This window comes from Stenotrophomonas sp. AG209, from assembly GCF_003550055.1.
GTDB lineage: Bacteria > Pseudomonadota > Gammaproteobacteria > Xanthomonadales > Xanthomonadaceae > Stenotrophomonas.
In genome coordinates, this window is record NZ_QXDB01000006.1 from 205,294 (window position 1) to 227,344 (window position 22,051).

Annotated in this window: 28 protein-coding genes and 1 tRNA gene; 9 read left to right on the top strand and 20 right to left on the bottom strand. The window is 66.8% G+C overall.

Annotated features, from left to right (window positions below):
• Window positions 1-218: 218 nt before the first annotated feature.
• Window positions 219-1,295: an MBL fold metallo-hydrolase gene (locus DFO63_RS21720; RefSeq protein ID WP_119007865.1), complete on the bottom strand. Its 1,077-nt coding sequence runs from the start codon at window positions 1,293-1,295 to the stop codon at window positions 219-221.
• A gap of 104 nt (window positions 1,296-1,399) precedes the next feature.
• Here DFO63_RS21720 and DFO63_RS21725 point away from each other — a divergent pair, with 104 nt between their 5' ends.
• A complete protein-coding gene (locus DFO63_RS21725; protein ID WP_049445826.1) occupies window positions 1,400-2,011 on the top strand; it encodes a TetR/AcrR family transcriptional regulator in 612 nt (203 codons plus the stop codon).
• Here the strand turns inward: DFO63_RS21725 and DFO63_RS21730 are convergent.
• From DFO63_RS21730 to DFO63_RS21745, 4 genes are all read right to left on the bottom strand, one after another.
• Window positions 2,008-3,954 carry an EAL domain-containing protein gene (locus DFO63_RS21730; RefSeq protein WP_119007866.1) on the bottom strand — a complete coding sequence of 649 codons (1,947 nt, stop codon included), beginning with the start codon at window positions 3,952-3,954 and terminating at the stop codon, window positions 2,008-2,010. The two genes, DFO63_RS21725 and DFO63_RS21730, sit on opposite strands and share 4 nt — an antisense overlap.
• A 96-nt stretch (window positions 3,955-4,050) precedes the next feature.
• Window positions 4,051-4,767, bottom strand: a complete 717-nt coding sequence (locus DFO63_RS21735; protein ID WP_119007867.1) for an SDR family oxidoreductase — start codon at window positions 4,765-4,767, stop codon at window positions 4,051-4,053.
• A gap of 29 nt (window positions 4,768-4,796) precedes the next feature.
• Entirely contained in the window at window positions 4,797-5,525 is a 729-nt protein-coding gene (locus DFO63_RS21740) for a GNAT family N-acetyltransferase (protein ID WP_119007868.1), read from the bottom strand.
• Between the two features lie 14 nt (window positions 5,526-5,539).
• Window positions 5,540-5,716, bottom strand: a complete 177-nt coding sequence (locus tag DFO63_RS21745; protein WP_259337468.1) for a hypothetical protein — start codon at window positions 5,714-5,716, stop codon at window positions 5,540-5,542.
• Window positions 5,717-5,844: 128 nt separating this feature from the next.
• On the opposite strand from DFO63_RS21745, the gene DFO63_RS21750 reads away from it, so the two are divergent.
• From DFO63_RS21750 to DFO63_RS21765, 4 genes are all read left to right on the top strand, one after another.
• Complete coding sequence (locus DFO63_RS21750; RefSeq protein WP_119007869.1) at window positions 5,845-6,648, top strand: APH(3')-II family aminoglycoside O-phosphotransferase; 804 nt, start codon at window positions 5,845-5,847, stop codon at window positions 6,646-6,648.
• Window positions 6,649-6,745: 97 nt separating this feature from the next.
• Window positions 6,746-7,336 carry a TetR/AcrR family transcriptional regulator gene (locus DFO63_RS21755; protein WP_101765353.1) on the top strand — a complete coding sequence of 197 codons (591 nt, stop codon included), beginning with the start codon at window positions 6,746-6,748 and terminating at the stop codon, window positions 7,334-7,336.
• Window positions 7,333-8,367, top strand: coding sequence for a heparan-alpha-glucosaminide N-acetyltransferase domain-containing protein (locus DFO63_RS21760; RefSeq protein ID WP_049445838.1), 1,035 nt, complete (start codon window positions 7,333-7,335; stop codon window positions 8,365-8,367). The genes DFO63_RS21755 and DFO63_RS21760 overlap by 4 nt, the downstream gene beginning before the upstream one ends.
• A gap of 99 nt (window positions 8,368-8,466) precedes the next feature.
• Window positions 8,467-9,471 carry an aminoglycoside phosphotransferase family protein gene (locus tag DFO63_RS21765; RefSeq protein WP_049445840.1) on the top strand — a complete coding sequence of 335 codons (1,005 nt, stop codon included), beginning with the start codon at window positions 8,467-8,469 and terminating at the stop codon, window positions 9,469-9,471.
• Window positions 9,472-9,504: 33 nt separating this feature from the next.
• Here DFO63_RS21765 and DFO63_RS21770 read toward each other — a convergent pair whose 3' ends face one another.
• The 7 genes from DFO63_RS21770 to DFO63_RS21800 form a co-directional block, all read right to left on the bottom strand.
• Window positions 9,505-10,392 (bottom strand): DMT family transporter, encoded by an 888-nt coding sequence (locus DFO63_RS21770; protein WP_049445842.1) that lies wholly within the window; start codon window positions 10,390-10,392, stop codon window positions 9,505-9,507.
• Window positions 10,393-10,424: 32 nt separating this feature from the next.
• A complete protein-coding gene (murB, locus tag DFO63_RS21775; protein WP_119007885.1) occupies window positions 10,425-11,486 on the bottom strand; it encodes a UDP-N-acetylmuramate dehydrogenase in 1,062 nt (353 codons plus the stop codon).
• 8 nt (window positions 11,487-11,494) lie between these two features.
• Window positions 11,495-12,550 (bottom strand): quinone-dependent dihydroorotate dehydrogenase, encoded by a 1,056-nt coding sequence (locus DFO63_RS21780; protein ID WP_014036956.1) that lies wholly within the window; start codon window positions 12,548-12,550, stop codon window positions 11,495-11,497.
• 8 nt (window positions 12,551-12,558) lie between these two features.
• A complete protein-coding gene (locus tag DFO63_RS21785) occupies window positions 12,559-13,329 on the bottom strand; it encodes a class I SAM-dependent methyltransferase (RefSeq protein ID WP_119007870.1) in 771 nt (256 codons plus the stop codon).
• 5 nt (window positions 13,330-13,334) lie between these two features.
• Entirely contained in the window at window positions 13,335-13,619 is a 285-nt protein-coding gene (locus DFO63_RS21790; protein WP_010484694.1) for a DUF4190 domain-containing protein, read from the bottom strand.
• A 137-nt stretch (window positions 13,620-13,756) separates the two neighbouring features.
• Window positions 13,757-14,596: an SDR family NAD(P)-dependent oxidoreductase gene (locus DFO63_RS21795; RefSeq protein ID WP_119007871.1), complete on the bottom strand. Its 840-nt coding sequence runs from the start codon at window positions 14,594-14,596 to the stop codon at window positions 13,757-13,759.
• A complete protein-coding gene (locus DFO63_RS21800) occupies window positions 14,596-16,128 on the bottom strand; it encodes an aldehyde dehydrogenase family protein (RefSeq protein ID WP_049445849.1) in 1,533 nt (510 codons plus the stop codon). The genes DFO63_RS21795 and DFO63_RS21800 overlap by 1 nt, the downstream gene beginning before the upstream one ends.
• 206 nt (window positions 16,129-16,334) lie before the next feature.
• Between DFO63_RS21800 and DFO63_RS21805 the strand changes: the two genes are divergently transcribed.
• Window positions 16,335-16,411 (top strand) — tRNA-Arg (locus DFO63_RS21805).
• Window positions 16,412-16,504: 93 nt separating this feature from the next.
• Here the strand turns inward: DFO63_RS21805 and DFO63_RS21810 are convergent.
• Genes DFO63_RS21810 through DFO63_RS22195 form a run of 4 tightly spaced genes read right to left on the bottom strand, consistent with a single transcriptional unit; the run spans window position 16,505 to window position 18,897 of the window.
• Complete coding sequence (locus DFO63_RS21810) at window positions 16,505-17,344, bottom strand: site-specific integrase (RefSeq protein WP_259337470.1); 840 nt, start codon at window positions 17,342-17,344, stop codon at window positions 16,505-16,507.
• Window positions 17,345-17,352: 8 nt separating this feature from the next.
• On the bottom strand, window positions 17,353-17,688 hold the full coding sequence (locus DFO63_RS22395) for a hypothetical protein (protein WP_229767336.1): 336 nt from the start codon (window positions 17,686-17,688) through the stop codon (window positions 17,353-17,355).
• A gap of 55 nt (window positions 17,689-17,743) precedes the next feature.
• On the bottom strand, window positions 17,744-18,739 hold the full coding sequence (locus tag DFO63_RS21820) for a site-specific DNA-methyltransferase (protein ID WP_259337471.1): 996 nt from the start codon (window positions 18,737-18,739) through the stop codon (window positions 17,744-17,746).
• Window positions 18,736-18,897 carry a hypothetical protein gene (locus DFO63_RS22195; protein WP_182474454.1) on the bottom strand — a complete coding sequence of 54 codons (162 nt, stop codon included), beginning with the start codon at window positions 18,895-18,897 and terminating at the stop codon, window positions 18,736-18,738. Before DFO63_RS22195 ends, DFO63_RS21820 begins: the two co-directional genes overlap by 4 nt.
• Window positions 18,898-18,977: 80 nt before the next feature.
• On the opposite strand from DFO63_RS22195, the gene DFO63_RS21825 reads away from it, so the two are divergent.
• Window positions 18,978-19,208, top strand: a complete 231-nt coding sequence (locus DFO63_RS21825) for a hypothetical protein (RefSeq protein WP_119007874.1) — start codon at window positions 18,978-18,980, stop codon at window positions 19,206-19,208.
• Between the two features lie 58 nt (window positions 19,209-19,266).
• On the opposite strand, the gene DFO63_RS22400 is transcribed toward DFO63_RS21825, so the two are convergent.
• Complete coding sequence (locus tag DFO63_RS22400; RefSeq protein WP_259337472.1) at window positions 19,267-19,395, bottom strand: hypothetical protein; 129 nt, start codon at window positions 19,393-19,395, stop codon at window positions 19,267-19,269.
• A 74-nt stretch (window positions 19,396-19,469) separates the two neighbouring features.
• Here DFO63_RS22400 and DFO63_RS21830 point away from each other — a divergent pair, with 74 nt between their 5' ends.
• Complete coding sequence (locus DFO63_RS21830) at window positions 19,470-20,027, top strand: hypothetical protein (RefSeq protein ID WP_147416519.1); 558 nt, start codon at window positions 19,470-19,472, stop codon at window positions 20,025-20,027.
• A gap of 2 nt (window positions 20,028-20,029) precedes the next feature.
• Here the strand turns inward: DFO63_RS21830 and DFO63_RS22405 are convergent, their stop codons facing one another.
• From DFO63_RS22405 to DFO63_RS21845, 3 genes are read right to left on the bottom strand one after another with little or no spacing between them, the layout of a single operon-like run.
• Window positions 20,030-20,287, bottom strand: a complete 258-nt coding sequence (locus DFO63_RS22405) for a hypothetical protein (RefSeq protein ID WP_119007876.1) — start codon at window positions 20,285-20,287, stop codon at window positions 20,030-20,032.
• Complete coding sequence (locus DFO63_RS21840) at window positions 20,284-20,574, bottom strand: hypothetical protein (protein ID WP_119007877.1); 291 nt, start codon at window positions 20,572-20,574, stop codon at window positions 20,284-20,286. The genes DFO63_RS22405 and DFO63_RS21840 overlap by 4 nt, the downstream gene beginning before the upstream one ends.
• The gene (locus DFO63_RS21845; protein ID WP_147416521.1) at window positions 20,574-21,137 is read right to left on the bottom strand and encodes a hypothetical protein; all 564 of its coding nucleotides are present in this window, start codon (window positions 21,135-21,137) and stop codon (window positions 20,574-20,576) included. The genes DFO63_RS21840 and DFO63_RS21845 overlap by 1 nt, the downstream gene beginning before the upstream one ends.
• Before the next feature lie 45 nt (window positions 21,138-21,182).
• On the opposite strand from DFO63_RS21845, the gene DFO63_RS21850 reads away from it, so the two are divergent.
• The coding region (locus DFO63_RS21850) for a DUF1983 domain-containing protein (protein WP_259337473.1) at window positions 21,183-22,051 on the top strand (869 nt) is incomplete at its 3' end.

Sequence of the window (22,051 nt, forward strand, 5' to 3'; positions counted from 1 at the left end):
GCAGGTTCGACCGGAATCGGGCGAGCGCTACGCTAGCAAGGGATGTAATCGGTTACATGACGCACTGCAGCGCCGCTGGACGCTGGCGCTGCCATCACGGGAGGGCTGACGGATGTGGCTCTGGACGGCTGTCGGCCAGGCCATACGCTACACTTTTGAGAAGCAGCCGAGCATGGCTCGGCTCTACATGGTTTCCGGCAGGTCACGCGCACCCGCTGTTACAGCTCCACCATCTCCCACCAGCGCGTACCCGCCTGCGGCGCCTGCATGTCCAGCGCTTCGCCCATCATCGGCGTGGCCACCGGAACATTCTTCGCGGCTGCCAGGGCGGTGATGCGCTCGAATGGCTGCTGCCATTCGTGCAGGGCCAGGTCGAAGGTGCCGTTGTGGATCGGCAGCAGCCACCTGCCGCGCAGATCCAGGTGCGCCTGCAGGGTCTGTTCGGGCTGCATGTGCACGAACGCCCAGCGTGGATCGTAGGCACCGGTTTCGATCATGGTCAGGTCGAACGGGCCGTACTTCTCGCCGATGGCCTTGAAGCCATCGAAGTAGCCGGTGTCGCCGCTGAAGAAGATGCGGAAGTCGCCGTCCTGGATCACCCATGACGCCCACAGGCTGCGGTCACTGTCGCCCAAACCGCGGCCGGAGAAATGCTGGCCCGGGGTGGCGGTCAGGCGCAGGCCACTGGCTTCGGTCGACTGCCACCAGTCCAGCTGTTCCACCTTGCGGGCGTCCACTCCCCACGCAATCAACTGATCGCCCACACCCAGCGGTGCGATGAAGCGCGCGGTCTTGCCGGCCAGCTGCATCACCGCGGCATGGTCGAGATGATCGTAGTGGTTGTGCGAGAGGATCACGCCGGCGATCGGCGGCAGGTCGTCGATGCTGATCGGCGGTGCATGGAAGCGCGCCGGGCCCATCCACTGCACCGGCGAGGCGCGTTCGGAGAACACTGGGTCGGTCAGCCAGTACTGGCCGCGCAGCTTCAGCAGGATCGTGGAGTGCCCAAGCCGGAACAGGCTGCGATCCGGCGCGGCGTCCAGGGTGGCGCGGTCCAGCGGCTTCACCGGAATCGGCTGAGCGGGCACGGTGCCCTTGGGCTTGTTGAACAGGAACGTCCACCAGATCTCCGCGCCGTCGCGCAGGCCCATCGCCGGACGGGGCAGGGCATTGCGGAACTTGCCGTCGCGGTACTGCGGCGAATCGGGGAAGTCGGGGAGGGACCAGGACTTGCAGAAGGTGTAGGCGGTCACGGCGAGGATTCCGAGCAGGAGGACAAGGAGCAGGCGCTTCATGGGTGACGTCCGCTGGGTACACTGCACAGTGTAGTTTCGTGTTTTTCAAAAGTACACTGTCGGGTGTAAAATGGTGGCGTCCGTTCAGCTACCCAGTTCCCGCCATGTCCCGTGCCCCGCAACGCCTGACCGACCGCAAACGCGAAGCCATCGTGCGCGCAGCGGTGGAGGAGTTCCGTGCATCGGGCTACGAGGCGACCAGCATGGACCGCATCGCCGAGGTGGCCGGGGTCTCCAAGCGCACCGTCTACAACCACTTCCCGAGCAAGGAAGCGCTGTTCTCGATGATCCTGGAGGAGCTGTGGGAGCGCAGCGTGGCCAGCGACGCACTGCCGTACCGCGCGGACCAGCCGTTGCAGGCGCAGCTGCTGCAGTTGCTGGGCCAGAAGCTGGACCTGCTCAGCGACGGGAATTTCATCGACCTGGCGCGGGTCGCGATGGCCGAGATCATCCACTCACCGGAACGGGCGCAGGCCATCGTCTGCCGCATGGGCGAGAAGGAAAGTGGCGAGAGCGCCTGGATTCGCGCAGCGATTGCCGACGGCCGACTGCGCAAGGTCGATCCGGAATTCGCCGGCCACCAGTTGCATGGGCTGGTGAAGAGCTTCGCGTTCTGGCCGCAGGTGACGATGGGGCAGCCGCCGTTGAACGCACAGGAACGCGCACGCGTCGCCGAATCGGCGGTGGCCATGTTCCTGGGTTTCTACGCCGTCTAGTTGGCGGCGAAGCGACGGAACTCGTCGGCCGGTAGCGCTGCCGAGTACAGATAGCCTTGGCCGACATCCACCCCAAGTGCGCGCAGTTGCTGTTCCTGCGCCAGGGTTTCAGTGCCTTCGGCCACCACGATCGCACCGCAGCGGTGCGCGACTTCGACGATGAAGCGCACGATCGACTGCGACTTGGCGTCGGACAGCGTGGCGATCAACGCCTGCTCGATCTTGACCTCGGCGATGGCCAGCTGCGAAAGCAGGATCAGGGTCGAATAGCCCGCGCCGAAATCATCCAGCGACAGGGTGATCCCGGCTGCCAGCAGCTGTGCGATGTTGGCATCGACCACGTCGCGCTCGACGATCTCGGTCCACTCGACGATTTCCAGCCGCAGCATCGCACCGGGGATGTCGTGCAGCTGCAGCAGCTCCTGCAGGCGCAGGCCGAAGTCGGGCAGGCGCAGGGATTCGGCTGACACATTGACTGCGACGGTCAGCGCCGCGCCGTCCTGCCGGCAGTGCTGCAGGAAGTGCACCGCCGACTGCAGCGTTGCCCATTCCAGGTCTGCCAGCCGGCCCTGCCGGCGCAGCAGCGAGATCACCCGCATGGGGGCAATCGGCCGGCCTTCGCCATCGCGCATGCGCAGCAGTGCTTCGGCGCCAACCAGCTGGCGATCGTGCAGGCGATGCTTGGGCTGGTAGCACAGCGGGGCGTCACCCTGCTGCAGCCAGCGCTCGAGTGCGACCTCGATCAGCGCATCGATCTCGCTGTCGCGCTGGATCGGGTCATCGAAGAACACCACGCCCGACTCGATTGCGCTCAGTGCGAGGGTGATCGCCCGGAACGGCAGGTGACCTTCATCGGTGGCGGTCGGTGGTTTCAGCTCGACCACCGCGCAGCGGAACAGTGGTCGGAAGCCCGGCCAGTCGCGGCCGACGCGGTCGGCAAGATTGCAGGCCAGCTCGGTGATATGGGCCTGGATGCGCAGCTCGGTCAAGGACATGCCGCGTACCAGGATCGCCAGCGCGGCGTCGCCGAACTGGTAGACCTCCACATCGTCCACTGGAAGCGATGGCAGCAAACGGTGGACCTCCGCCGGCGTATCGCGATGCCATAGCCCGTTGTCCTGCAGCGGGCCGTAGCGCAGGCGCAGGTCGCGCTGGTTTCCCATTTCGACCACCACCAGGCAGGCCTTGCCGAGGCCGTCGTTGTCGCGCCAGAAATGCTGCAGCCGTTCGCCCAGCGCCCGCATGTTGGGCAGGCCGCTGATCGGGTCGACGCGCAGCCAGGCCTGTTCGCGCTGGCGCTGTGCATCGATCTGGGCATCGTTGTAGACCAGCGCGAACACCGCGCCGAGCATCAGCAGCGAGACCGGCAGTGCCAACAGGCGCTGGATCGCCAGTTCGGCCACCGGCAGCTGGTCGGCGCCAATGATCGCCACACCCAGCGCCAGGCCCAGAGCGGTCATTCCGATGCGCACGGACCACGCCTGCAGGATCATGCGGGGCGAGAGCTCGTTGAGCATGCGTGGGTGCAGGCGCCTGCGCAGCCAGACACCGGCCATCATCTGCAACGCGGCCTCAAGGCTGGCAGGCAGGAAGAACTGGGTGCCGACGAACTGGTAGCGGGCCAGCAGGGCGGCGGCCAGGCAGGCCAGGCCGCCACGCCATCCGCCGAGCAGGCCACTGACCAGCAGGATGTCGAAGCCGAGGTGCAGCTTGACCACGCCCTGGGTGTAACGGGCCACGAACCAGGAATTGAACAGGTAGATCAGGCCCAGCGCCACGCCGACATACAGGCGACGGCCTTCAATGGCGTGCCCGGCGCGACGGGTGGCGATCAGCAGCACGCCGATCATGCCGATCACCGCCGTGGCCTGCAGCAGGTACAGCGGCAGGCTGGGCAGGGCGCTGTCCAGGACCTGGGCCGAAACCCGTGAAAGCGCATCCATAGCAGGTTCCCGCCTGTGACCGACGGCCAGTGACGAGCAGGGTAAACCACGGCCGCGCGCGCGGCCACTGATGCTGCCCTGCGCCGGTCGGCCGGGTCAGTAGCGTGGGTCGGCGATGGCCGGAAGCACCAGTTCGCGCACGAAGCCGGAGGGTGACAGCTGCAGCAGAGCGCGCACCATCGCCACGACATCATGGACCGGCACCTGCTCACCGTCGCCGCGCGCTGCGGCCTCGGCCACCGGCACCGACAAGCCGTCTTCGGTGTTGAGGTAGCCCAACTGCAGGCTGGTCACCGCCAGGTGGCGATCGCGGAAGCCCTCGCGCAGCGCATCGGCGATGCCGTTGAGGGCGAACTTCGATGCGCCGAACGCCACTTCCGGGCGGCCACTGCGCGGCAGGGCCGAGGTCGAACCGGTCAGCACCAGCTGCGGGCGCGCTGCGCCCAGTACGCGGGGCAGCAGGCGTTGCAGCAGGACCAGGGTCGCGGTGATGTTGACGTCGACCAGTTGCGTGAGTGCTGCATCGCTTTCATCGAGGAAGGCGTACTCGTCGCTGAAGGCCTTGTCTTCCCAGATACCCAGGTTGTGGATCAGTACATCGATATCGGCCGGTGCCTGTGCTGCGATGTGGTCGGCCGCTGCGGTGGGCTGGGACAGGTCTGCTTCGATCCATTGCAGGGTGACGCCGTCAGGGCAGGCGATGCCGTGCGGGCGGGTGCGCGAGACACCAATCACAGTGTCACCCGGGGCACAGAGGCCTTCCACGAACGCGCGTCCCAGGCCCCTGCTGGCGCCGATGATCATCAATTTCATGTTGCTTCCCTGGTTGTGCAGTGGCGGTATCAGTAGGCCGCCAGGATGAGGTCCCAGTCGCCGAACGCGCGCAGGCCGCTGCGTTCGGCAGTGGTGATGGAGGCCGTGTTGTCGAGCTGGCAGCGGTACTGCGGCTGCAACCCGGAGGCCTGGGCGGATACGGCCATCGTCTGCACGAGCCGGCGTGCATGACCACGGCCACGGGCTTCGGGCAGTGTCAGCACGCCCATGTCGGCGAGTGCCGGATCCAGGCTCCACGGGTACAGGCTGCCGGCCGCGACCAGCTGCTCGCCGTCGAAGGCACCGAACACCTGCCAGTGGTCGAGTTCGACCCAGGCGGCATCGAGATCCTCCTTGCTGGCGCTGGCCTGGAACGCGTTGAACACAGCAGCATCGGCTGGAGCGAGGCGGCGGATGCGGGGCGGTGCAGGGTGCTCGGTCAGTGCCGCAAGTTCTGCAGCAGGGAAATAGAAGAGGCGGTCGGCGCCATGCGTGCGCTGGCCGACGTCGATCAGCCGCTGCCGTAGTTGTGCGAGTGTCCAATGTGCGCGTGCGTGCAGTTGCAGGCGTTCGACCAGGACTGGGCGCAGCACCGCGCGCGCAGGGCCAGCAAGCGGTTGCAGCAGCATGCCGTCCTCACCCTCGTCGAAATCATCGCTGCAGGCCAGGTACAACAGGGGATCGTCCTGCAGCATGCGCTCACCCGCGCAGATGCGCCGCCAGCTGGCATCGATCATCGGGGCAAACGCATCATCCATGACAGTGGTCTCGCTCAGTGCCGGGGCAGATCCACCTGCAGGCCGGACGCCTTCCATTCGGGGTAGCCGGCAGCGAGATGCTGCGCCGCCCGTCCGGCCTCGTCCAGCATCGCCACCGCATCGTTGGACAGCACGCAGCACGGCCCGTGGCAGTCGGCGACAATGTGGACGGTGCGTGGCCGTTCGTCCATCCATGCATGCCGTTCCGTAACGGGAATGTTCAGCGCGCCAGGCACAGCTCCATCATGGGTGCTGTTGACGGGGGGCATGCCGGATGAGCGAGAATCCGTGCAGTCATCGGCAACAGGCGTCCCCCGGCATGGAAGCAACCCACGCACGCATGGATGGCATGCCCCTGCCTCACGCCTGGCAGGAAGCGCTGGCCGACGCGCGCATTGAACGGCAGTCGATCGGTGTTTCGCGTGCGGACGTTGCCCGCGTGCATCGTCCAGGGCAGGCCGATGCCTTCCTGAAGTCGGAAGTGATCGACGCCTTCAGTGAGCTGGGCGACGAGATAGCGCGCCTGCGCTGGCTGCAGGTGCAGGGCCAGCCGGCGCCGACGGTGATCGCCACCGCCGAGGAGGGGGGGCGGCGCTGGCTGCTGATGAGTGCGTTGCCTGGCCACGATCTGGCCTCGTCGCCGGCGCTCGCGCCCCAGCACCTGGTGGAACTGCTGGCCGACGCGCTGCGGGGCCTGCATGCCCTGCCGGTGGCGAGCTGTCCGTTCGACCAGCGGCTGGCCTCGCGCCTGCAGGCCGCACAGACACGTGTCGAGGCGGGCCTGGTCGACGCCGATGACTTCGATGACGAACGCCTGGGGCAGAGCGCGCAGCAGGTGTTCGCCGAACTGCGCGCCACCCGGCCCGATCACGAGGATCTGGTGGTCAGCCATGGCGACGCCTGCCTGCCGAACCTGCTGGCAGCCGAGGGCCGCTTCAGCGGTTTCATTGACTGTGGCCGGCTGGGCGTGGCCGATCGCTACCAGGATCTGGCGTTGGCCGCGCGCAGCCTGGTCCACAACTTCGGCGACACCCGGTGGGTCGCACCGCTGTTCCGCCGCTATGGCGTTGTGGGCGACGAACGACGGCTGGCGTTCTACCGTCTGCTCGACGAGTTCTTCTGAAGCCGCGCAGGCCGGCTTGGGGCGGGGCTGAACGCTGCCCTGCCGGCGGACCTCTTCATTCTTTAAAATGGACGAACGTTCGTTCACTATCTGCGCCATGAGCCGAATCGACCGCAATGAGCAGCGCGTGACCCTGATCCTGCAGGCGGCCCTGCAGTGCTTCCTCGCCAAGGGGTTCCACCAGACCAGCATGCGCGACATCGCGCAGGCGGCCGGTGTCAGTCTGGGCAATCTCTACAACCACTTCCCGGGCAAGGAGGCGATCATCCTTGCGGTGGCCGTGGCCGAAAGCGAGGAACTGGCCCCGATGCTGCAGCGGCTGGCGGCGGCCGACGGCGAGCGCGCGCAGGTGCTGGCATTCCTGCAGGACTTCCACGCGTTGTGCCGGCAACCGGAGTGGGCAACGCTCGCGGTCGAGGTGCTGGCCGAGAGTGCACGCAACCGCGCCGTGGCCGAGGCCTTCGCGGCCAACCGGAGGCAGCTTCAACAGGTGCTGGGCGATGCGCTGCAGGGCATTGCGCGGCGCGAGCGGCGGCGCCCTGCGCTGGCCCCGGCACTGCAGGCGCAGGTGTTGCTGGATGCCATCGAAAGCGATGCGCTGCGCCAGGGCCTGGGTGAAGCCGGCAGCGTGGAGGACGCCGTGCTGGACCTCGAACTGCTGGCACGGCTGCTGGGATCACGTGCATGAGCGCCGATGACCGGCGGCTGCACGGCTTGGATCTGGCGCGGTATCTGGCGCTGGCCGGCATGGTGCTGGTCAATTTCCGCCTGGCGATGGCCGTGCCTGCCGAGCGCACGGGTGGCTTGGCAGGCTTCTTCCGTCTTCTGGAAGGCAAGGCCTCGGCGACCTTCGTCACCCTGGCCGGACTTGGCCTGGTACTGGCCACGCAGCGCTCTGGCTGGATGCAGGCCAGCGTGCAGACCTGGCGGCGCGCGCTGTTCCTGCTTGTGCTGGGCCTGCTCAATCTGACCCTGTTCCCGGCCGACATCCTGCATTACTACGCGGTGTATTTCGCGCTGGCGGTGCTGTGGTTGCGCGCGTCGCCGCAGGTGTTGCTGGCCAGCATCGCCGGCCTCGCGGCCGGTTCGTTCTGGGCACTGCTGCAGTGGGACTACAGCCAGGGCTGGAACTGGCAGACGCTGGAATACGCCGGTCTCTGGCACTGGCCGGGTGCCGTGCGCAACCTGCTGTTCAACGGCTTCCATCCCCTGCTGCCCTGGATGTGCTTCTTCCTGCTGGGCATGCTGCTGGCACGCCTGCAGTTGTCGCAGCCGCGGGTGCAGCATGCGTTGTTGCTGCTGGGCGTGCTGCTGCTCGGCGCGGGCCAGGGGGTGCAGCACCTGGCGCACGGCACGCCCTGGCAGGCGTGGCTGGGGACGCAACCGATGCCGCCGGGACCGGCCTACGTGCTGACCGGCGCAGGCGCGGCCTGCAGCGCGATTGCCATGTGCCTGTGGGTCAGCCGCCGGTATCCGGGGGACTGGCTGGGGCCGCTCACTGCGGCAGGGCGCATGACCCTGACCCTGTACGTCGGCCACATCCTGCTGGGAATGGGGACGCTGGAATGGCTGGGCCTGCTCGATGGCAGTGCTTCGCTGCCGGCCGTGCTGTTGTGGGCGTTGTTGTTCCTGATGCTGGCCACGGGCGCAGCGTGGCTGTGGTCCTGGCGGTTCGCGCGGGGGCCGCTGGAAGCGGTGATGCGGCGCATTGCCGGCTAGCACATTGGTCGCGCAGGCACGATGTTGTGACGGACATGTCTGTGTCGCGGCCCGCGCATCTGCGATAGTGGTGGCAGGTAATACTTTCCGCTTGCATCCATGTCATCCGCTTCGGCGCAGCATCTCGGCGAAGTCCTTCAGCAGTCCTATGGCATCACCGCCAACGCCGTGGTGCCACGCCCGGTTGGCGCCGATGCCAACGCCAGCGTGTATCGCATCGATGCACGGCGCGGGCAATGGTGGTTGAAATGCCGCAGTTACCAGGTTGCCCCCGCCGTCTGGGACACCCTGCATTGGCTGCGCGGCACGCTGGGTATCGAGGAAATCGTCGCGCCCTGGCCGGCCCTGACCGGTGGAGCGTCGGTGCAGCGCTGGGGCCTGCAGTTCACCCTGTTTCCGTACGTGGAAGGCCAGTCCGGCTTCGAGGCCGCGTTGAGTCGCACGCAGTGGCAACGATTGGGCGAGGTGCTGCGGCGCCTGCACGAGGCGCGCCCGCCACCGGCGCTGCAGGAGGCGCTGCCGAGCCTGCGGATGGAAACCGCGGCGCTTGATACGGTCGGACAATGGTTGGCCGGCGAGGGCCTGGCCGCCGCCAGGGATGGGTTGGGCCGTGCCTTCGTTTCCGTATGGGACCAGCAGCACGCGCGCATCGCGGCGCTGCACGCACAGGCAGTGCAGCTGCACGCGGCGTTGCAGGAGGTCCCGGTGGCGCTGCACCTGTGCCATACCGACCTGCATGCCGGCAATCTGCTGATGGGCAACGACGGCGGCCTGCACCTGATCGACTGGGATGGCCTGTCGCTGGCACCGCGCGAGCGCGACCTGATGTTCATCGGTGCCGCGGTGGGCGGGCGCTGGGGCCGCGAGAATCCGCTGGGTTTCGAGGAGGGTTATGGCAGCGACCACGGCGACCCGCGCTGGATTGCCTGGTACCGGCACTGGCGCATCCTGCAGGACCTGATCGAGTTCCAGCAGGTTCTGCTGGGCAGCGATGGCGAGGATCGTTCGCCGCAGCTGCGCCGTCAGTCGCTGCATTTCCTCAGCGAACAGTTCGCACCGGGTAACGTGTTCGACGCGGCAGAGCGGGTGTATCGCGCGCTGTAAGGCGCACAGGAATCATCCGCGCGTGGCGTGGCTCTACTCGGCGGGCTTGGCCGCTGCCGAGGCGGCTGCGCTCGCGGCGCGGCGCGACAGCACGGCTTCGCGGTGGGCGATGTAGGCGTTGGCGGCGAGGATGATGCCGGCACCGATGATCGTCCATCGGTCCACGCTTTCGTTGAACAGCAGCCAGCCGAACAGCGTCACCAGCGGCAGCTGCAGGAAGCTGATCGGAGTCAGGGCGGAGACTTCGCCCAGCCGTAGCGCGCGGGTCCACAACAGCTGGCCGACGGTGCCGAGCACGCCGGTGGCCAGCAGCCACAGCCAGGCCGACCCGGTCGGCCAGACCCAGACGAACAACGCCGGGACCAGCGACAGCGGCACCCAGAACACGTAGGTATAGAGCACCACGGTATCGGCACTGTCGACGCGGGTGAGCTGCTTGATCTGGATCGCCACCAACGAGCTGAGCACGGCCGCGCCCACGGCCACCAGACTGCCGGCGGTGAAGCCGGCGGTGCCGGGGCGCACGATCACCAGCACGCCGATGAAGCCGACCACGACCGCGGCCCAGCGGCGCACGCGCACGGTTTCGCCCAGCCACAGCACGGCGGCAATGGTGACGAACAGCGGCGTGGAGTACGAGAGTGAAACCGCCTGCGCCAACGGGAGATGGCCCAGCGCCCAGAACGCGCACAGCATCGAGCCCAGGCCGATCGCGCTGCGCACGAAATAGCGTGGCAGCTGCTGCGTCTTCAAGGGCGCACGGCCGGGCCGCAGCAGCATCGGCAGCAGTGCCAGCAGGCCGAAGGCATTGCGGAAGAACGCCACTTCCTGGGTTGGCACGTAGCGTGTGGCATAGCGGATCGCCACCGCCATCAGGCCGAACGCCATCGTGCTGCCGAGCATCAGCAGCGCCGCCCGCATCGGGGTGGCGCTGGGGGAAAGAGCGGGGCTGTTCACCACTGTGCGCCGAGCAGGCGGGGCTCCGGTTCGATCGGCACGCCGAACTTCTCCAGCACCGAGGCCGAGATGCGGCGCGCCAGTGCCAGCAGCTCAGCGCCGGTGGCGTTGCCGTGGTTGACCAGGACCAGTGCATGGCTGGGGGCCACGCCGGCATCGCCGTCGCGGAAGCCCTTCCAGCCGCAGGATTCGATCATCCAGGCCGCAGAGACCTTGCGCTTGTCGTCCTGCTCGGCGGGGAACACCGGCAGGTCGGGGAAGTGCTGCAGCAGCACGTCGACCTGTTCCAGCGGCAGCACCGGGTTCTTGAAGAAACTGCCGGCGTTGCCGAGTACATCCGGGTCGGGCAGCTTGCGGCGGCGGATCGCGATCACTGCATTGGCCACGTCCACCGCACCGGGCAGCTCCACGCCCTGCGCCTGCAGTTCGTCGCGGATGCCGGCGTAGTCCATGCGCAGATCGTGCAGCAGCGGCAGCTTCAGTTCGATGGCGGTGATCAGGTAGCGGTCCATCTGCTGCTTGAACACGCTGTCGCGGTAGGCGAAGCCACACTGTTCGTTGTCCAGCCGCACCCAGGCCTGCTCCTGGCAGTCCCAGGCTTCGACCGCCTGGATGAACTCACCGACCTGCGCGCCATAGGCGCCGATGTTCTGGATCGGCGCGGCACCGGCCGTACCGGGAATAAGGGCCAGGTTTTCCAGGCCGGACAGGCCTTCCTGCAGCGACCACATCACCAGGCCGTGCCACGGCACACCGGCACCGGCGCGGACCACCGCGTGGTCGGCGCGGTGTTCAAGGAAACTGATGTCACGGTTGCCGAACACCAGCACAGTGCCCGGCAGGTCCTCGGCGATCAGCACGTTGCTGCCGGCACCCAGCACCAGCAGCGAGCCGTTGGCCACCTCGGGCAGTGCCAGCACCTCCGGCAGCAGCGCGGCATCGTGCAGTTCCAGCAGCTGCGCGGCGCTGGCCTGCACGTGGAAGGTATTCAGTGCCTGCAGCGGCGCGTTACGGGTGAGCGTCCAGCGCAGGGGGGCGTTGCCGTCGACGGTGTCCATGGGCGCGCTCACAGCGGCGCCACCGCGCCGCGGCTGGGCGCTTCGCGGCGGCGACGGATCGCCTCCACGCATTCGGAAACCAGTGCCGGGCCACGGAAGATCAGGCCGCTGTAGCACTGCACCAGTGCCGCGCCTGCGGCCATCTTGGCCACGGCATCGGCGCCGGACAGGATGCCGCCGACGCCGATCAGCGGCACCGATTCGGGCAGGCGCGAACGCAGGCGGCGCAGCACCAGCGTGGACTGCTCCAGCACCGGCGCACCGGACAGGCCACCGGCCTCGTTGGCCAACGGGTCGCCGGCCACCTTGCTGTGGTCGATGGTGGTGTTGGTGGCGATCACGCCGTCCACCTGCAGTTCGCCCAGCACGCGGGCGGCGGCATCGATGTCGCGTTCGCTGAGGTCCGGCGCCACCTTCACCAGCATCGGCACGCGGCGGCCATGCTGGGCCGCGAGGTCTTCCTGGCGGTCGCGCAGCTGGCTGACCAGCTGGCGCAGCGCGGTTTCTTCCTGCAGTTCACGCAGGCCTGCGGTGTTGGGCGAGGAAATGTTGACAGTGATGTAGTCGGCCAGCGGGTACACCTTGTCCAGGCAGGCGATGTAATCGTCCACGGCCTGTTCGTTCGGGGTGTCCTTGTTCTTGCCGATGTTGATGCCGAGCAGGCCGCGGCGGTTGCGCGCGCGCTCGACGTTGCGCACCAGTGCGTCCACGCCCGCATTGTTGAAGCCCATGCGGTTGATGATCGCGTTGTGTTCCGGCAGGCGGAACAGGCGCGGCTGCGGATTACCTGCCTGCGGGCGCGGGGTGATGGTGCCGATTTCAACGAAGCCGAAGCCCAGCGCGAACAATGCATCGATGTGCTCGCCGTTCTTGTCCAGGCCGGCGGCCAGGCCGACCGGGTTGGGGAACGTCAGCCCGAACACCGTGCTGGGCATCGGCGCGATGCGTGCGGCCAGCAGCGGCGTGGTACCGGTGCGATAGGCCAGGTCCAGTGCGGACAGGCCGAGGCCGTGGGCGCGCTCGGCGTCGAGCGAGAACAGGAAGGGGCGGGCAAGCGAATACATGCGTCGGTTCAGTCCAGCGTGCCGAGGAAGGCTCGGGTTCGATATTCAAAAGCAACCTGGCCGTCGACCGCGTGGGCGGCGAACAGGTGCTGCAGAGCGTCGATCATCGGCGCGTGGCGCGGATGACCGGATTGAGGGGCATAGGAGGAGGACAGCAGGCGCCCGCGCAGGGCATCGAAGTCCAGGTGCTGCACGTTGGGCAACTCCACCATGCCGCGCAGGCCGGGGCCGAACCAGGCCTGCATGGTGGCGTCGTCCTGGTAGCGCTCGGCCACGGCGGTGTAGTCGGTGCCGTAGTCCAGCAGCAGCTGTTCGTAGCCGATCAGGAACGGACTGGCATCGAGCAGGCGCGAATTCCAGTAGATCAATGCCTGGCCGCCGGGACGCAGGATGCGCTGCCACTCGGCGCGGACCGCCACGGTGTCGAACCAGTGGAAGGCCTGCGCGACGCTGACCAGATCGACGCTGGCATCGTCCAGTGTGGTGGCCTCGGCGCGGCCGTCCACCGCACGGAACTGCGGGTACTGCGGTGCCAGCCATTGCTCGGCCGCGCCCCGCATGGCGGCGTTGGGCTCAACCGCGACAACGGGATGGCCGCTGGCCAGAAACAGGCGGCTGGAAATGCCGGTACCGGCGCCGATGTCGGCGACCAGTGCCTTGCGGCTGACGCCCATCGGGCCGTGCAGCCACTCCAGCAGCGCGGGTGGGTAATCGGGCCGGTAGCGGACGTAGTCGGCGACGCGGCTGCTGAAGCGTTCAGTGCTGTCGGAGGCGGTCATGGCAGTCAGTTCGACATCGCAGCGAGCCAGGCCAGGCCGCCGAAGAACAGGATGAAGACCAGGATGGCGGCGATTACGGCGCCGACCATCACCCAGCCCAGCACCAGACCGGTGACGGCCAGGCCATCGCCTTCCAGTTCGTGCGGGCGGCGGCGGATTTCGGCGCGGGCCATGTGGCCGGTGATGATGGCGACGATGCTGGCCACGAAGGGCAGGACGGTCCAGCTGGCGATGCCCATGACCAGGCTGACCACGGCCAGGGCGCTTGTCTGTCGGGGTGCCACGCTCATCGGGGTCCTCCTTGGCAGTGTGCACATGATAGTGCGTCTGCCCCGGCAATCCCATGCCCGGCGGACATGATGGCAGGCGTCGACCTGGGTCGACGAAAGGCATGCCAACCAAGGTTGGCAGCTACCGGGTGCCGGTGTCAGCCCATCAACACCTGGCCGCCATCCACGTTGAGCACGCTGCCGGTGACCCAGCGCGCCAGCGGCGAGCACAGGAACAGGGCGGCGTCGGCGATCTCGCGCGGGTGGCCGAAGCGGCCGAACGGAATCTTCACCAGGGTGCCGTGGTACAGCGCGGGGTCATCGGTGCGGCGGCGGTCCCAGAGGCCGTCATCGAACTCGATCGAGCCCGGCGCGATCGCATTCACCCGGATCCGGTCCTTGGCCAGCGCCAGCGCCTGCGAGGTGGTGTAGTGCGAAAGCGCGGCCTTGGCGGCGGCATAGGGCGCGCCACCGGGACGCGGCTGCTGCGCGGCAATCGAAGACAGGTTGAGGATGCAGGCGTCGCTGGAGGCACGCAGCCACGGCAGTGCCAGGCGCGAGGCGCGCACGGCGGCCATCAGGTCGATCTGCAGGCTGGCGGCCCAGCCGTCCTCGTCGTCGGCCATGCCATAGCCGGTGGCGTTGTTGACCAGCACGTCGATGCCACCGAGCGCGTCGGCAGCGGCATGCAGCCAGGCCTGGATCTGGCCGGGGTCGGCCAGATCGGCGGAAAACGCGTGCAGTTCGACGCCCTGCGCTCGTGCATCGGCGCGCAGGGCATCCAGACCGGCCTGGCCGCGCGCGCAGACCGAGACCTGCGCACCGGCGCCGGCAAACGCCAGCGCCATTTCACGGCCAATGCCCTTGCTGCCGCCGGCGATCAGCACGCGGCGGCCGGTGAAATCGAAGGTCGGAGCCCCTGCGGGGATCCGAGCCTTCGCTGGGGTCAGATCCCCGGAGGGGCTCTGACCCACGGACGTGTCCGCGTCGTTTGCCATCACAGGTCGAACTTGATGCCCTGGGCCAGCGGCAGCGAATCCGAATAGTTGATGGTGTTGGTCTGGCGGCGCATGTAGACCTTCCATGCATCCGAGCCGGACTCGCGGCCACCGCCGGTGTCCTTCTCGCCACCGAAGGCACCACCGATCTCCGCACCGGACGTGCCGATGTTGATGTTGGCGATGCCGCAGTCGCTGCCGGCGGCCGACAGGAACTTCTCGGCAGTCTTGAGGTTCTGGGTGAAGATCGAGGACGACAGGCCCTGCGGCACGCCGTTCTGCATGTCGATGGCTTCGTCGATGCTGTCGTACGGCATCACGTACAGGATCGGCGCGAAGGTTTCGTGCTGGACCACGGCGTCGCTGTTCTTCAGGCCGGAGACGATCGCCGGCAGCACGAAGTTGCCGGCGCGGTCGATGCGGGTGCCGCCGGTTTCGATGGTGCCGCCGGCGGCCTTGGCCTGGGCGATCGCATCGAGGAACTGCTGCACGGCGCCGTCGCTGTTGAGCGGGCCCATCAGGTTGGCGGCATCGGTCGGGTCGCCGATCTTGCCTTCCACCTGCTTGTAGGCCTTGACCAGGGTGGCCAGCACGTCGGCGTAGATCGAGCGGTGCACGATCAGGCGGCGGGTGGTGGTGCAGCGCTGGCCGGCGGTGCCGACGGCGCCGAACACGATGCCCGGCACGGCCAGCTTCAGGTCGGCGGTTTCGTCCAGGATGATGGCGTTGTTGCCGCCCAGTTCCAGCAGGCAGCGGCCGAGGCGGCGCGCGACCTTCTCGTTGACGGTGCGGCCGACCTGGGTCGAGCCGGTGAAGCTGATCAGCGGCACGCGACGGTCATCGACCATCTTTTCCGACAGCGCGGTGCCGGCATCGTTGATCAGGAAGAAGATGTCCGGGAAGCCGGCTTCGCGCAGGGCGTCGTTGCAGATCTTCAGCGAGGCGATGGCGGTCAGCGGCGTCTTGTTGGAGGGCTTCCAGATGCACACGTCGCCGCAGATGGCGGCCAGGAACGAGTTCCAGCTCCACACCGCAACCGGGAAGTTGAAGGCCGAGATGATGCCGACCAGGCCCAGCGGGTGGTACTGCTCGTACATGCGGTGGCCGGGGCGCTCGGAATGCATGGTGTAGCCGTACAGCATGCGGCTCTGGCCGACGGCGAAATCGGCGATGTCGATCATCTCCTGCACTTCGCCATCGCCTTCCGGCTTGCTCTTGCCCATTTCCAGGGCAACCAGCGAACCCAGGGCGTCCTTGTGCCTGCGCAGCGCTTCGCCGCACAGGCGGACGGCTTCACCGCGGCGCGGGGCCGGCGTGGTGCGCCAGACCTTGAAGGCTTCCTGGGCGCGGGCGACGACGGTCTCGTACTCGGCCTCGGTGGTCGCGCGGACCTGCGCGATCGGCTCGCCGGTGGTCGGGTTGACCGGGGTGATCAGCTCACCGCTGGTCGCGCTCGACCACTCCCCGTTGCCCAGGTACGTGCCAGCGTTGATCGCGTCCAGGCCAAGGGACTTGAGCAGCTCGGAAGACATGCAGACTCCTGTGTTTCGTTACGTTGTTTGGCGCCATCGCGGGCAGGTGGGGGACGCGATGAACTGAATCGCCGATGGTAGCAGAGCGCCCTGTCCGGCCATGGTGCAACGCGCCAGCGGAGCCGGGCCGGACATGCCAGTGGAGCCGGGCCGGACATGAATGCTTGGAGGGCAGGGCACGTTGCCTGTAAACTTCCCGGCTGCATGGCCCCGTAGCTCAGCTGGATAGAGCGTCCCCCTCCTAAGGGGAAGGTCGCCCGTTCGAATCGGGCCGGGGTCACCAAAATCAACGACTTAGGCTGTCTCAGTGGTGTGTATTTCCCACTGTTTCCCGCATATCCACAGGATTTGGTCCCAGTGGTCCCAACGGTCCTGCTCAGTACCTGAGCTTCGCCACCGCGCCATCGTCGCCCTCAGGCGTCAGATGGGCGTAGAACTTCTCGGTTGTGGCGTAATCGGCATGGCCGGCCAGAATCTGCACCCTTCGCAACGGAACTCCGGCCATCACCATGTGGGCGCAGAAGGTGTGCCGTAGCCGGTGAAGGCTGCCGCCGATTCCAGCCCGCTTGGCATCGGACGCGAACCAGTCGGATACGGTGTCTTTGTGCACGGCCACCAGCGGATCGGGTAGGCGGCGCAGCGCCCAGCGCGCATACCGGTTCAGCGGTACCTCGCGCCACTTGCCCGACTTCGTGCGTCCCTGGCCATCTTCGTCTGGAACGCTTTCGACCCTGAGTCTGCACCCGGCCACCGAATCCTTGCCCATTCCAACCACCTCGCCGCGGCGCAGACCCGTGTGGGCCATGAACAGCCACAGGGGTGCCCGCGCGGGGTTCGCACGGTACAGCTTGCGCATCGCGGCCCGGTCGTAGAACCGTACCGCTACGCTGCGGACGCCGCGCGGCGCCTGGGTTTCCTCCAGCGGGTTGAAGTCCAATTCCTTCCACTTCACGCCACGCCGGAACGCGGCCTGTAGCCTGCGCACTTCCTTGCCCACGGTCTCCGGTGCCACCTTGTCCTTGGTCAGGCGGTCCGTCTTGTAGGACTCCATTTCCATTGGGCGCAGGGTGTCGATCGGACGATGGCCGAAGCGGGCAATGAACAGCCGAACCTCGCTCTTGGCCTTGCCGTGCGTGGTGGGGTGCTCGGCCTTGTACCAATCCAGGTACGCCTCCAGGAAATCCCTGACGGTGGGCAGCCGGGGAAGGATGCGCACACCATGGGTCAGTTCCGCTTCTTTCGCTGCTCGTACGCCCTCAGCCTCGCGTGGGCTGACGCGACCAATGGCGACACGGCTTCGCTTGCCGCCTTCCCGCCAGTTGAGGTACGCGGCGCCATCGCGCCAGAAGATTGTGACCTTGACCATTGCTTGGAGCCGTAGATTGCAGAGTAGAGGGCAGCCTTCTCGTAGAGCTTCTTGCCCATGAAATTTCGTGGTTCGATGCCGTAGTCGGCGATGTTCGAATCGAACTGGCTGCGTGACACGCCGCAGTAGTGCGCGGCCTCGTCCACGGTCAGCCAGTCCTTTCCGACGATGTCCAGCTTTTCAGCAGCTCCCATCGGGTCCTCCTTCAGTTCGTGGCCAGCGCAGCGCGCAGCTGCTCGGTGGCGGTGTTCATGCGATCAGCCCCAGCGGTAGCCCGGGCTGCTGTTGTTGGATGCGGGTCTGCGCGATCGCCGCGTATTCGGGGTTCAGCTCGCAGCCCAGCCACTGCCGGCCGAGGCGTTCGGCGACCACTGCGGTCGTGCCGGCGCCCATGAACGGGTCCAGCACCAGGCCGCCAGCAGGTGCGCCGGCCAGGATGCATGGCTGGATCAGCTGCTCGGGGAAGGTGGCGAAGTGCGCTTCCTTGAATGGCGTGGTGGCCACGTTCCAGACGCTGCGCTTGTGGCGCTTCTCAGACGTTGCGCGGAAAGCCTCGCGCCCGGGCAGCGCGTTGGTCTTGCCATCGAAGCCGCCGCGCGGCACTGCAGGCCGCAGCCGAGACTGCGCAGGAGCGCCGGGCACAGGGCCGCCCTGCGGCGGGTAGTTGTTGACACCAGCGGCCGGCTCCTTGATGGCCTCCATGTCGAAGTAGTACCGGGGCGACTTGGACAGCAGGAACAGGTATTCGTGCGCCTTTGTGCAGCGATCGGTGACGCTCTCTGGCATCGGGTTTGGCTTGGCCCAGATAATGTCCTGCCGCAGGAACCAGCCGTCGTCCTGCAGCGCGAACGCGACACGCCAGGGGATGCCGATCATCTGCTTTGGCGCCAGGCCCTGCACGCTGATGCGCCCTCCCATCGCGCCGAGAGCGCCCAGCGCCGCGGAACGATTGCGGCCGGTGTTGCCTTCCAGCGTCACGGCCGCGCCTTCCTGCCCACGGCCGGACTGCGTGTAGGTGTCGCCCAAGTTGAGCCACAGCGTGCCGTCATCGCGCAGCAGGCGGCGCACCTCACGGAACACCGCAACCAGGCGAGCGACATACTCGGCCGGCGTGTCTTCCAGTCCGATCTGACCGGCTACGCCGTAGTCGCGCAGCCCGTAGTACGGCGGACTGGTGACGCAGGTCTGCACCGAACCGGCGGCCATACCGCGCATCACTTCCAGGCAGTCTCCGACGTGGATCATGCGGCGCACCTCCGCCAGCACCAGCGCAGCCCATTGCGCGCGGCGCGGCATGCGCGGCTGATCGCCCACAGGGTGGCGATGCCGGTCAGGAACCCGGCGAGGGCGAACACGTGGACCATTGCAGCGGTGAGCAGCTGGTCAGCCATGGGCGCTGTCATGCCGGGCTCTCCTCCGGCTTGAATAGGAGGGAGCTTCTCCGGAGCATCTGCTTCCGTTCAATAACAGATGAGGTAATGCAATGAAGAAGACGTACCCAGTCGGCCACTTCAACGTGGAGATCGAAACGTTCGGAACCGGCCCGTTTGAAGCAGTCGGATTTATTCAGCCGCAGCGCACTAACGAGCCCTTGGATCGCATAGTTGCGAAAGGCGCGACGGCGCAGGAAGCCGTGGAAGCAGCCCTCGAGAAGGCGAGTGTTGCCTCCGCAGGACTGTGGTTGGCGGGCAAAAATCGGCGGCACATAGATTGAGACCCGCCCGTGGGTAGCGTCGCATCTATGAGATTTCTGGTATGCCAAGTGGGGGCGGTCAGCCATTGTCCACCGCCTGGCTGTAGATCAGGGCCATGTCGGACTTGCATCTCTCGCTCTGAGCGACGGCAGCAGCCAGAGCGCGCTTCACGGTGTAGACCCGGTCGTTCGAATGGATGTAGGTCATGGCAGAATGCGCTCCACTTTCAAGGAGGAGAATTCGAGATGTCGATATGCCCGTTGTCGACAGATTGGGGAAATGTGGCGGACTGGTTCGCTGTGGTCGTGGCTGCTGCTGGGGCTGCGGCGGTGTGGCTCGTCACCAAAGCCTCGAACAGCACCGCCCGCGCGTCTCACGAACTGGCTAAACAATTGAAGGAGCGCGATGAAGAAGTTCGATTGCGCGATAGAGCTGTTCTCACAGCGCTCATATACGGCGAGATCTTGGAAGCCAAGACCTCCTACGCAGATCTTCTTGAGGAACTGGTCACCGGCAACGGGTTCGAATGGGCCGTCAAAACCCAGGACAGGATCAACCACCTCATTGAATGGTCCAAAGGCCCCGGCCTTGTACGGATCAAAGAAAACACCCAGCGACTCAATCTTTTGCCCCAGAAACTTGGTGAGCAGATCGCAATGGGTATCGGAATGACGGACCTTTGCCCGCGAAACGCGGAAGCGCTTTTGTTTGCTGATACTAAGGAGGAGCAGCTGGCTGTCTTTGAACGCCTTGTAGCCAGTGTTGATGGCGCCCAAAGGGCTTTCGAGGCTGCACATTTGCAAATCAAGGAATTGATGGGAACTTCCCAAGGCGATTAAGTTCACGCCGCCACCCCCATCGCCACCAGGTCGATGTCGTCCATCTTTTCGCGCAGGGACCGGCGCGCGCGGCGCAGGCAGCCAGCGATCACGGCGCGGTCTTCATGGGCAAAGAAGGTCTCCGTGTGCATGTGCAGCGCACGGCGGTGGTCGCGGCGGTACAGGCGCCAGGTGATGGCACTGCCGTCCATGGTCGGGAATCGGCCCCAGGCGAAGCCGACCGTTTCCTTGGGGGCGCGGCGGGCGATGTGGCGGCTCATGCTGCTGCTCCTTCGTAGACCCAGCGACGCACGGTCCCGAACGGGACACCCAGCGCGGCGCTGATCTGGTTGACGGTGTTGCCGCTTGCCCGGAGCTGCCGGGCGCGGCGTTTGGTGGTGACCGGCCAGTACCGGGCGTGAGGCTGGCGCGGTACCGGCATCCCTTGGCAGCGGGCCATGTCTTGGACCGCGCGGGGCGAGCGCCCGAGCGCAGCCGCGACGGTCATCGCGTCGCGGCCCTCCATCTGGCGCAGGGCCCGCAGTTCGCTGGTGCGCCAGAGATCCATCAGGCAGCCAGCGGGTAGCTGTTGGCCGCGTCCTGCAGGCCGTGGATCATGGCCCGGCACATGTCCGGGAACTGCGCCTGGTCGTAGAGCTTGGCCGCGCCGGTGGCGTTGATCGGCTTGAACCCCAGCAGCGCCAGCCCCTCGGCGCTGATCGAGAGCGGGGCGATGCGCGCGTTGATGTCGCCCAGCTTGATCTTGACCACTTCGCGCCCGGTGGCTGCTGTCTCGATTCCGTGGAAGGCGGGGTGGCCAGGGAAAGTGCTTGCGTGCGAGTCGGGCCCGTTTCGTTCCACATGCCGTGCAGCTTCTGCGGCGGGATCGGGCTGAGCTTTCGCCACTGCGGTCTGCTTTGCCTCGGGTGCTACAGCTGCAGCGTCGACCGAGGCCTTCTGCGCGCGAGCCTCTTCCTCCTTGCGGATCTTCTCGCGCTCGGCGTCCAGGCGCTCCTGCTCGGCCTGCTGGTGCTGGGAGATGCGCGCCGCTATCAGGTTGCGCAGGTCTTCCGCCGACTTCGTGGAGCACAGCTGCACGCGGTCCGGGAACAGGGGGGTGTGCGTGCCCACCTCCATCTCCATGACGCGGATGTTGGCGCGGAATCGAGCACCGACGTGACCGAGTACGACGCCTACTTCTCCGGCCTCATCAACAAGAGCGCGCTGGGGCAGGAGTTGCTGTCGGAAATCGAGAGCATCAGCGATATCGTCCCGTTGATCTGGGCTGCCGATGCCACGTATGAGCAGGGCCAGACGGTGGTGCACAACGGCAAAATCTGGTTGTGGACCGATGCCGACCCCGGCAACGAGGAGCCGCCGGGCACGAAGTGGAAGAGCGTGGGAGATGCCGTGGCCGAGGCCGGTGCGTTGGCCGGGCGGGTCGACAAGCTGGAGCTGGACGTTACGGAGGTAGACGGCAAGGTCACTGCGGTGGGCAACCGCGTAGATGGCCTGGTGGCGCAGTACAGCGCTGAGCACGCTGGCGACGAGGACTGGAACGCGGGCGATGAGGACTCGTTTGCCGGCACGATCACCACGCTGACAGTCATCGCCAGTGGGGACTATGCGCTGGGTCGGCGGGTGGACAACACCGAGGCATCGGTGGGCGAAACCAGGGCGATGGTGCAGCAGGTCAGCGAAGCCGTGGTGGACGTGGACGGCAAGATCAGCGCCTCGTATAGCCTGAAGCTGCAGATCGCGGCCAATGGGCAGTACTACGCCGCCGGCATGGGCATCGGCATCGAGAACCAGCCGGATGGCAGCTACCAGAGCCAGGTGCTGTTTACCGCCGATCGCTTCGCGTTCGTGAACCTGGTGAACGGGCAGCTGACCTCGCCGTTCGTGATCCAAGGCGGGCAGACGTTCATCAACCAGGCCCTGATCGGCACCGCGTGGATCACCAGCGCCAATATCGCCGATGCGGCGATCACCAACGCGAAGATCAGCGGCACCATCCAGTCCGACGATTACGTGTCAGGGCAAAC

What these genes read in the sequence shown, in the direction of transcription:
- murB (WP_119007885.1), bottom strand. Translation starts at nt 11,486, where the DNA reads ATGGACACCGTCGACGGCAACGCCCCCCTGCGCTGGACGCTCACCCGT.
- DFO63_RS22400 (WP_259337472.1), bottom strand. Translation starts at nt 19,395, where the DNA reads ATGACCTACATCCATTCGAACGACCGGGTCTACACCGTGAAGCGCGCT.
- DFO63_RS22195 (WP_182474454.1), bottom strand. Translation starts at nt 18,897, where the DNA reads ATGACAGCGCCCATGGCTGACCAGCTGCTCACCGCTGCAATGGTCCAC.
- DFO63_RS21735 (WP_119007867.1), bottom strand. Translation starts at nt 4,767, where the DNA reads ATGAAATTGATGATCATCGGCGCCAGCAGGGGCCTGGGACGCGCGTTC.
- DFO63_RS21725 (WP_049445826.1), top strand. Translation starts at nt 1,400, where the DNA reads ATGTCCCGTGCCCCGCAACGCCTGACCGACCGCAAACGCGAAGCCATC.
- DFO63_RS21740 (WP_119007868.1), bottom strand. Translation starts at nt 5,525, where the DNA reads ATGGATGATGCGTTTGCCCCGATGATCGATGCCAGCTGGCGGCGCATC.
- DFO63_RS21745 (WP_259337468.1), bottom strand. Translation starts at nt 5,716, where the DNA reads ATGGACGAACGGCCACGCACCGTCCACATTGTCGCCGACTGCCACGGG.
- DFO63_RS21760 (WP_049445838.1), top strand. Translation starts at nt 7,333, where the DNA reads ATGAGCGCCGATGACCGGCGGCTGCACGGCTTGGATCTGGCGCGGTAT.
- DFO63_RS21790 (WP_010484694.1), bottom strand. Translation starts at nt 13,619, where the DNA reads ATGAGCGTGGCACCCCGACAGACAAGCGCCCTGGCCGTGGTCAGCCTG.
- DFO63_RS22405 (WP_119007876.1), bottom strand. Translation starts at nt 20,287, where the DNA reads ATGAGCCGCCACATCGCCCGCCGCGCCCCCAAGGAAACGGTCGGCTTC.
- DFO63_RS21785 (WP_119007870.1), bottom strand. Translation starts at nt 13,329, where the DNA reads ATGACCGCCTCCGACAGCACTGAACGCTTCAGCAGCCGCGTCGCCGAC.
- DFO63_RS21720 (WP_119007865.1), bottom strand. Translation starts at nt 1,295, where the DNA reads ATGAAGCGCCTGCTCCTTGTCCTCCTGCTCGGAATCCTCGCCGTGACC.
- DFO63_RS21800 (WP_049445849.1), bottom strand. Translation starts at nt 16,128, where the DNA reads ATGTCTTCCGAGCTGCTCAAGTCCCTTGGCCTGGACGCGATCAACGCT.
- DFO63_RS21765 (WP_049445840.1), top strand. Translation starts at nt 8,467, where the DNA reads ATGTCATCCGCTTCGGCGCAGCATCTCGGCGAAGTCCTTCAGCAGTCC.
- DFO63_RS21780 (WP_014036956.1), bottom strand. Translation starts at nt 12,550, where the DNA reads ATGTATTCGCTTGCCCGCCCCTTCCTGTTCTCGCTCGACGCCGAGCGC.
- DFO63_RS21770 (WP_049445842.1), bottom strand. Translation starts at nt 10,392, where the DNA reads ATGCGGGCGGCGCTGCTGATGCTCGGCAGCACGATGGCGTTCGGCCTG.
- DFO63_RS22395 (WP_229767336.1), bottom strand. Translation starts at nt 17,688, where the DNA reads ATGGGAGCTGCTGAAAAGCTGGACATCGTCGGAAAGGACTGGCTGACC.
- DFO63_RS21730 (WP_119007866.1), bottom strand. Translation starts at nt 3,954, where the DNA reads ATGGATGCGCTTTCACGGGTTTCGGCCCAGGTCCTGGACAGCGCCCTG.
- DFO63_RS21820 (WP_259337471.1), bottom strand. Translation starts at nt 18,739, where the DNA reads ATGATCCACGTCGGAGACTGCCTGGAAGTGATGCGCGGTATGGCCGCC.
- DFO63_RS21750 (WP_119007869.1), top strand. Translation starts at nt 5,845, where the DNA reads ATGGAAGCAACCCACGCACGCATGGATGGCATGCCCCTGCCTCACGCC.
- DFO63_RS21795 (WP_119007871.1), bottom strand. Translation starts at nt 14,596, where the DNA reads ATGGCAAACGACGCGGACACGTCCGTGGGTCAGAGCCCCTCCGGGGAT.
- DFO63_RS21755 (WP_101765353.1), top strand. Translation starts at nt 6,746, where the DNA reads ATGAGCCGAATCGACCGCAATGAGCAGCGCGTGACCCTGATCCTGCAG.
- DFO63_RS21840 (WP_119007877.1), bottom strand. Translation starts at nt 20,574, where the DNA reads ATGGATCTCTGGCGCACCAGCGAACTGCGGGCCCTGCGCCAGATGGAG.
- DFO63_RS21825 (WP_119007874.1), top strand. Translation starts at nt 18,978, where the DNA reads ATGAAGAAGACGTACCCAGTCGGCCACTTCAACGTGGAGATCGAAACG.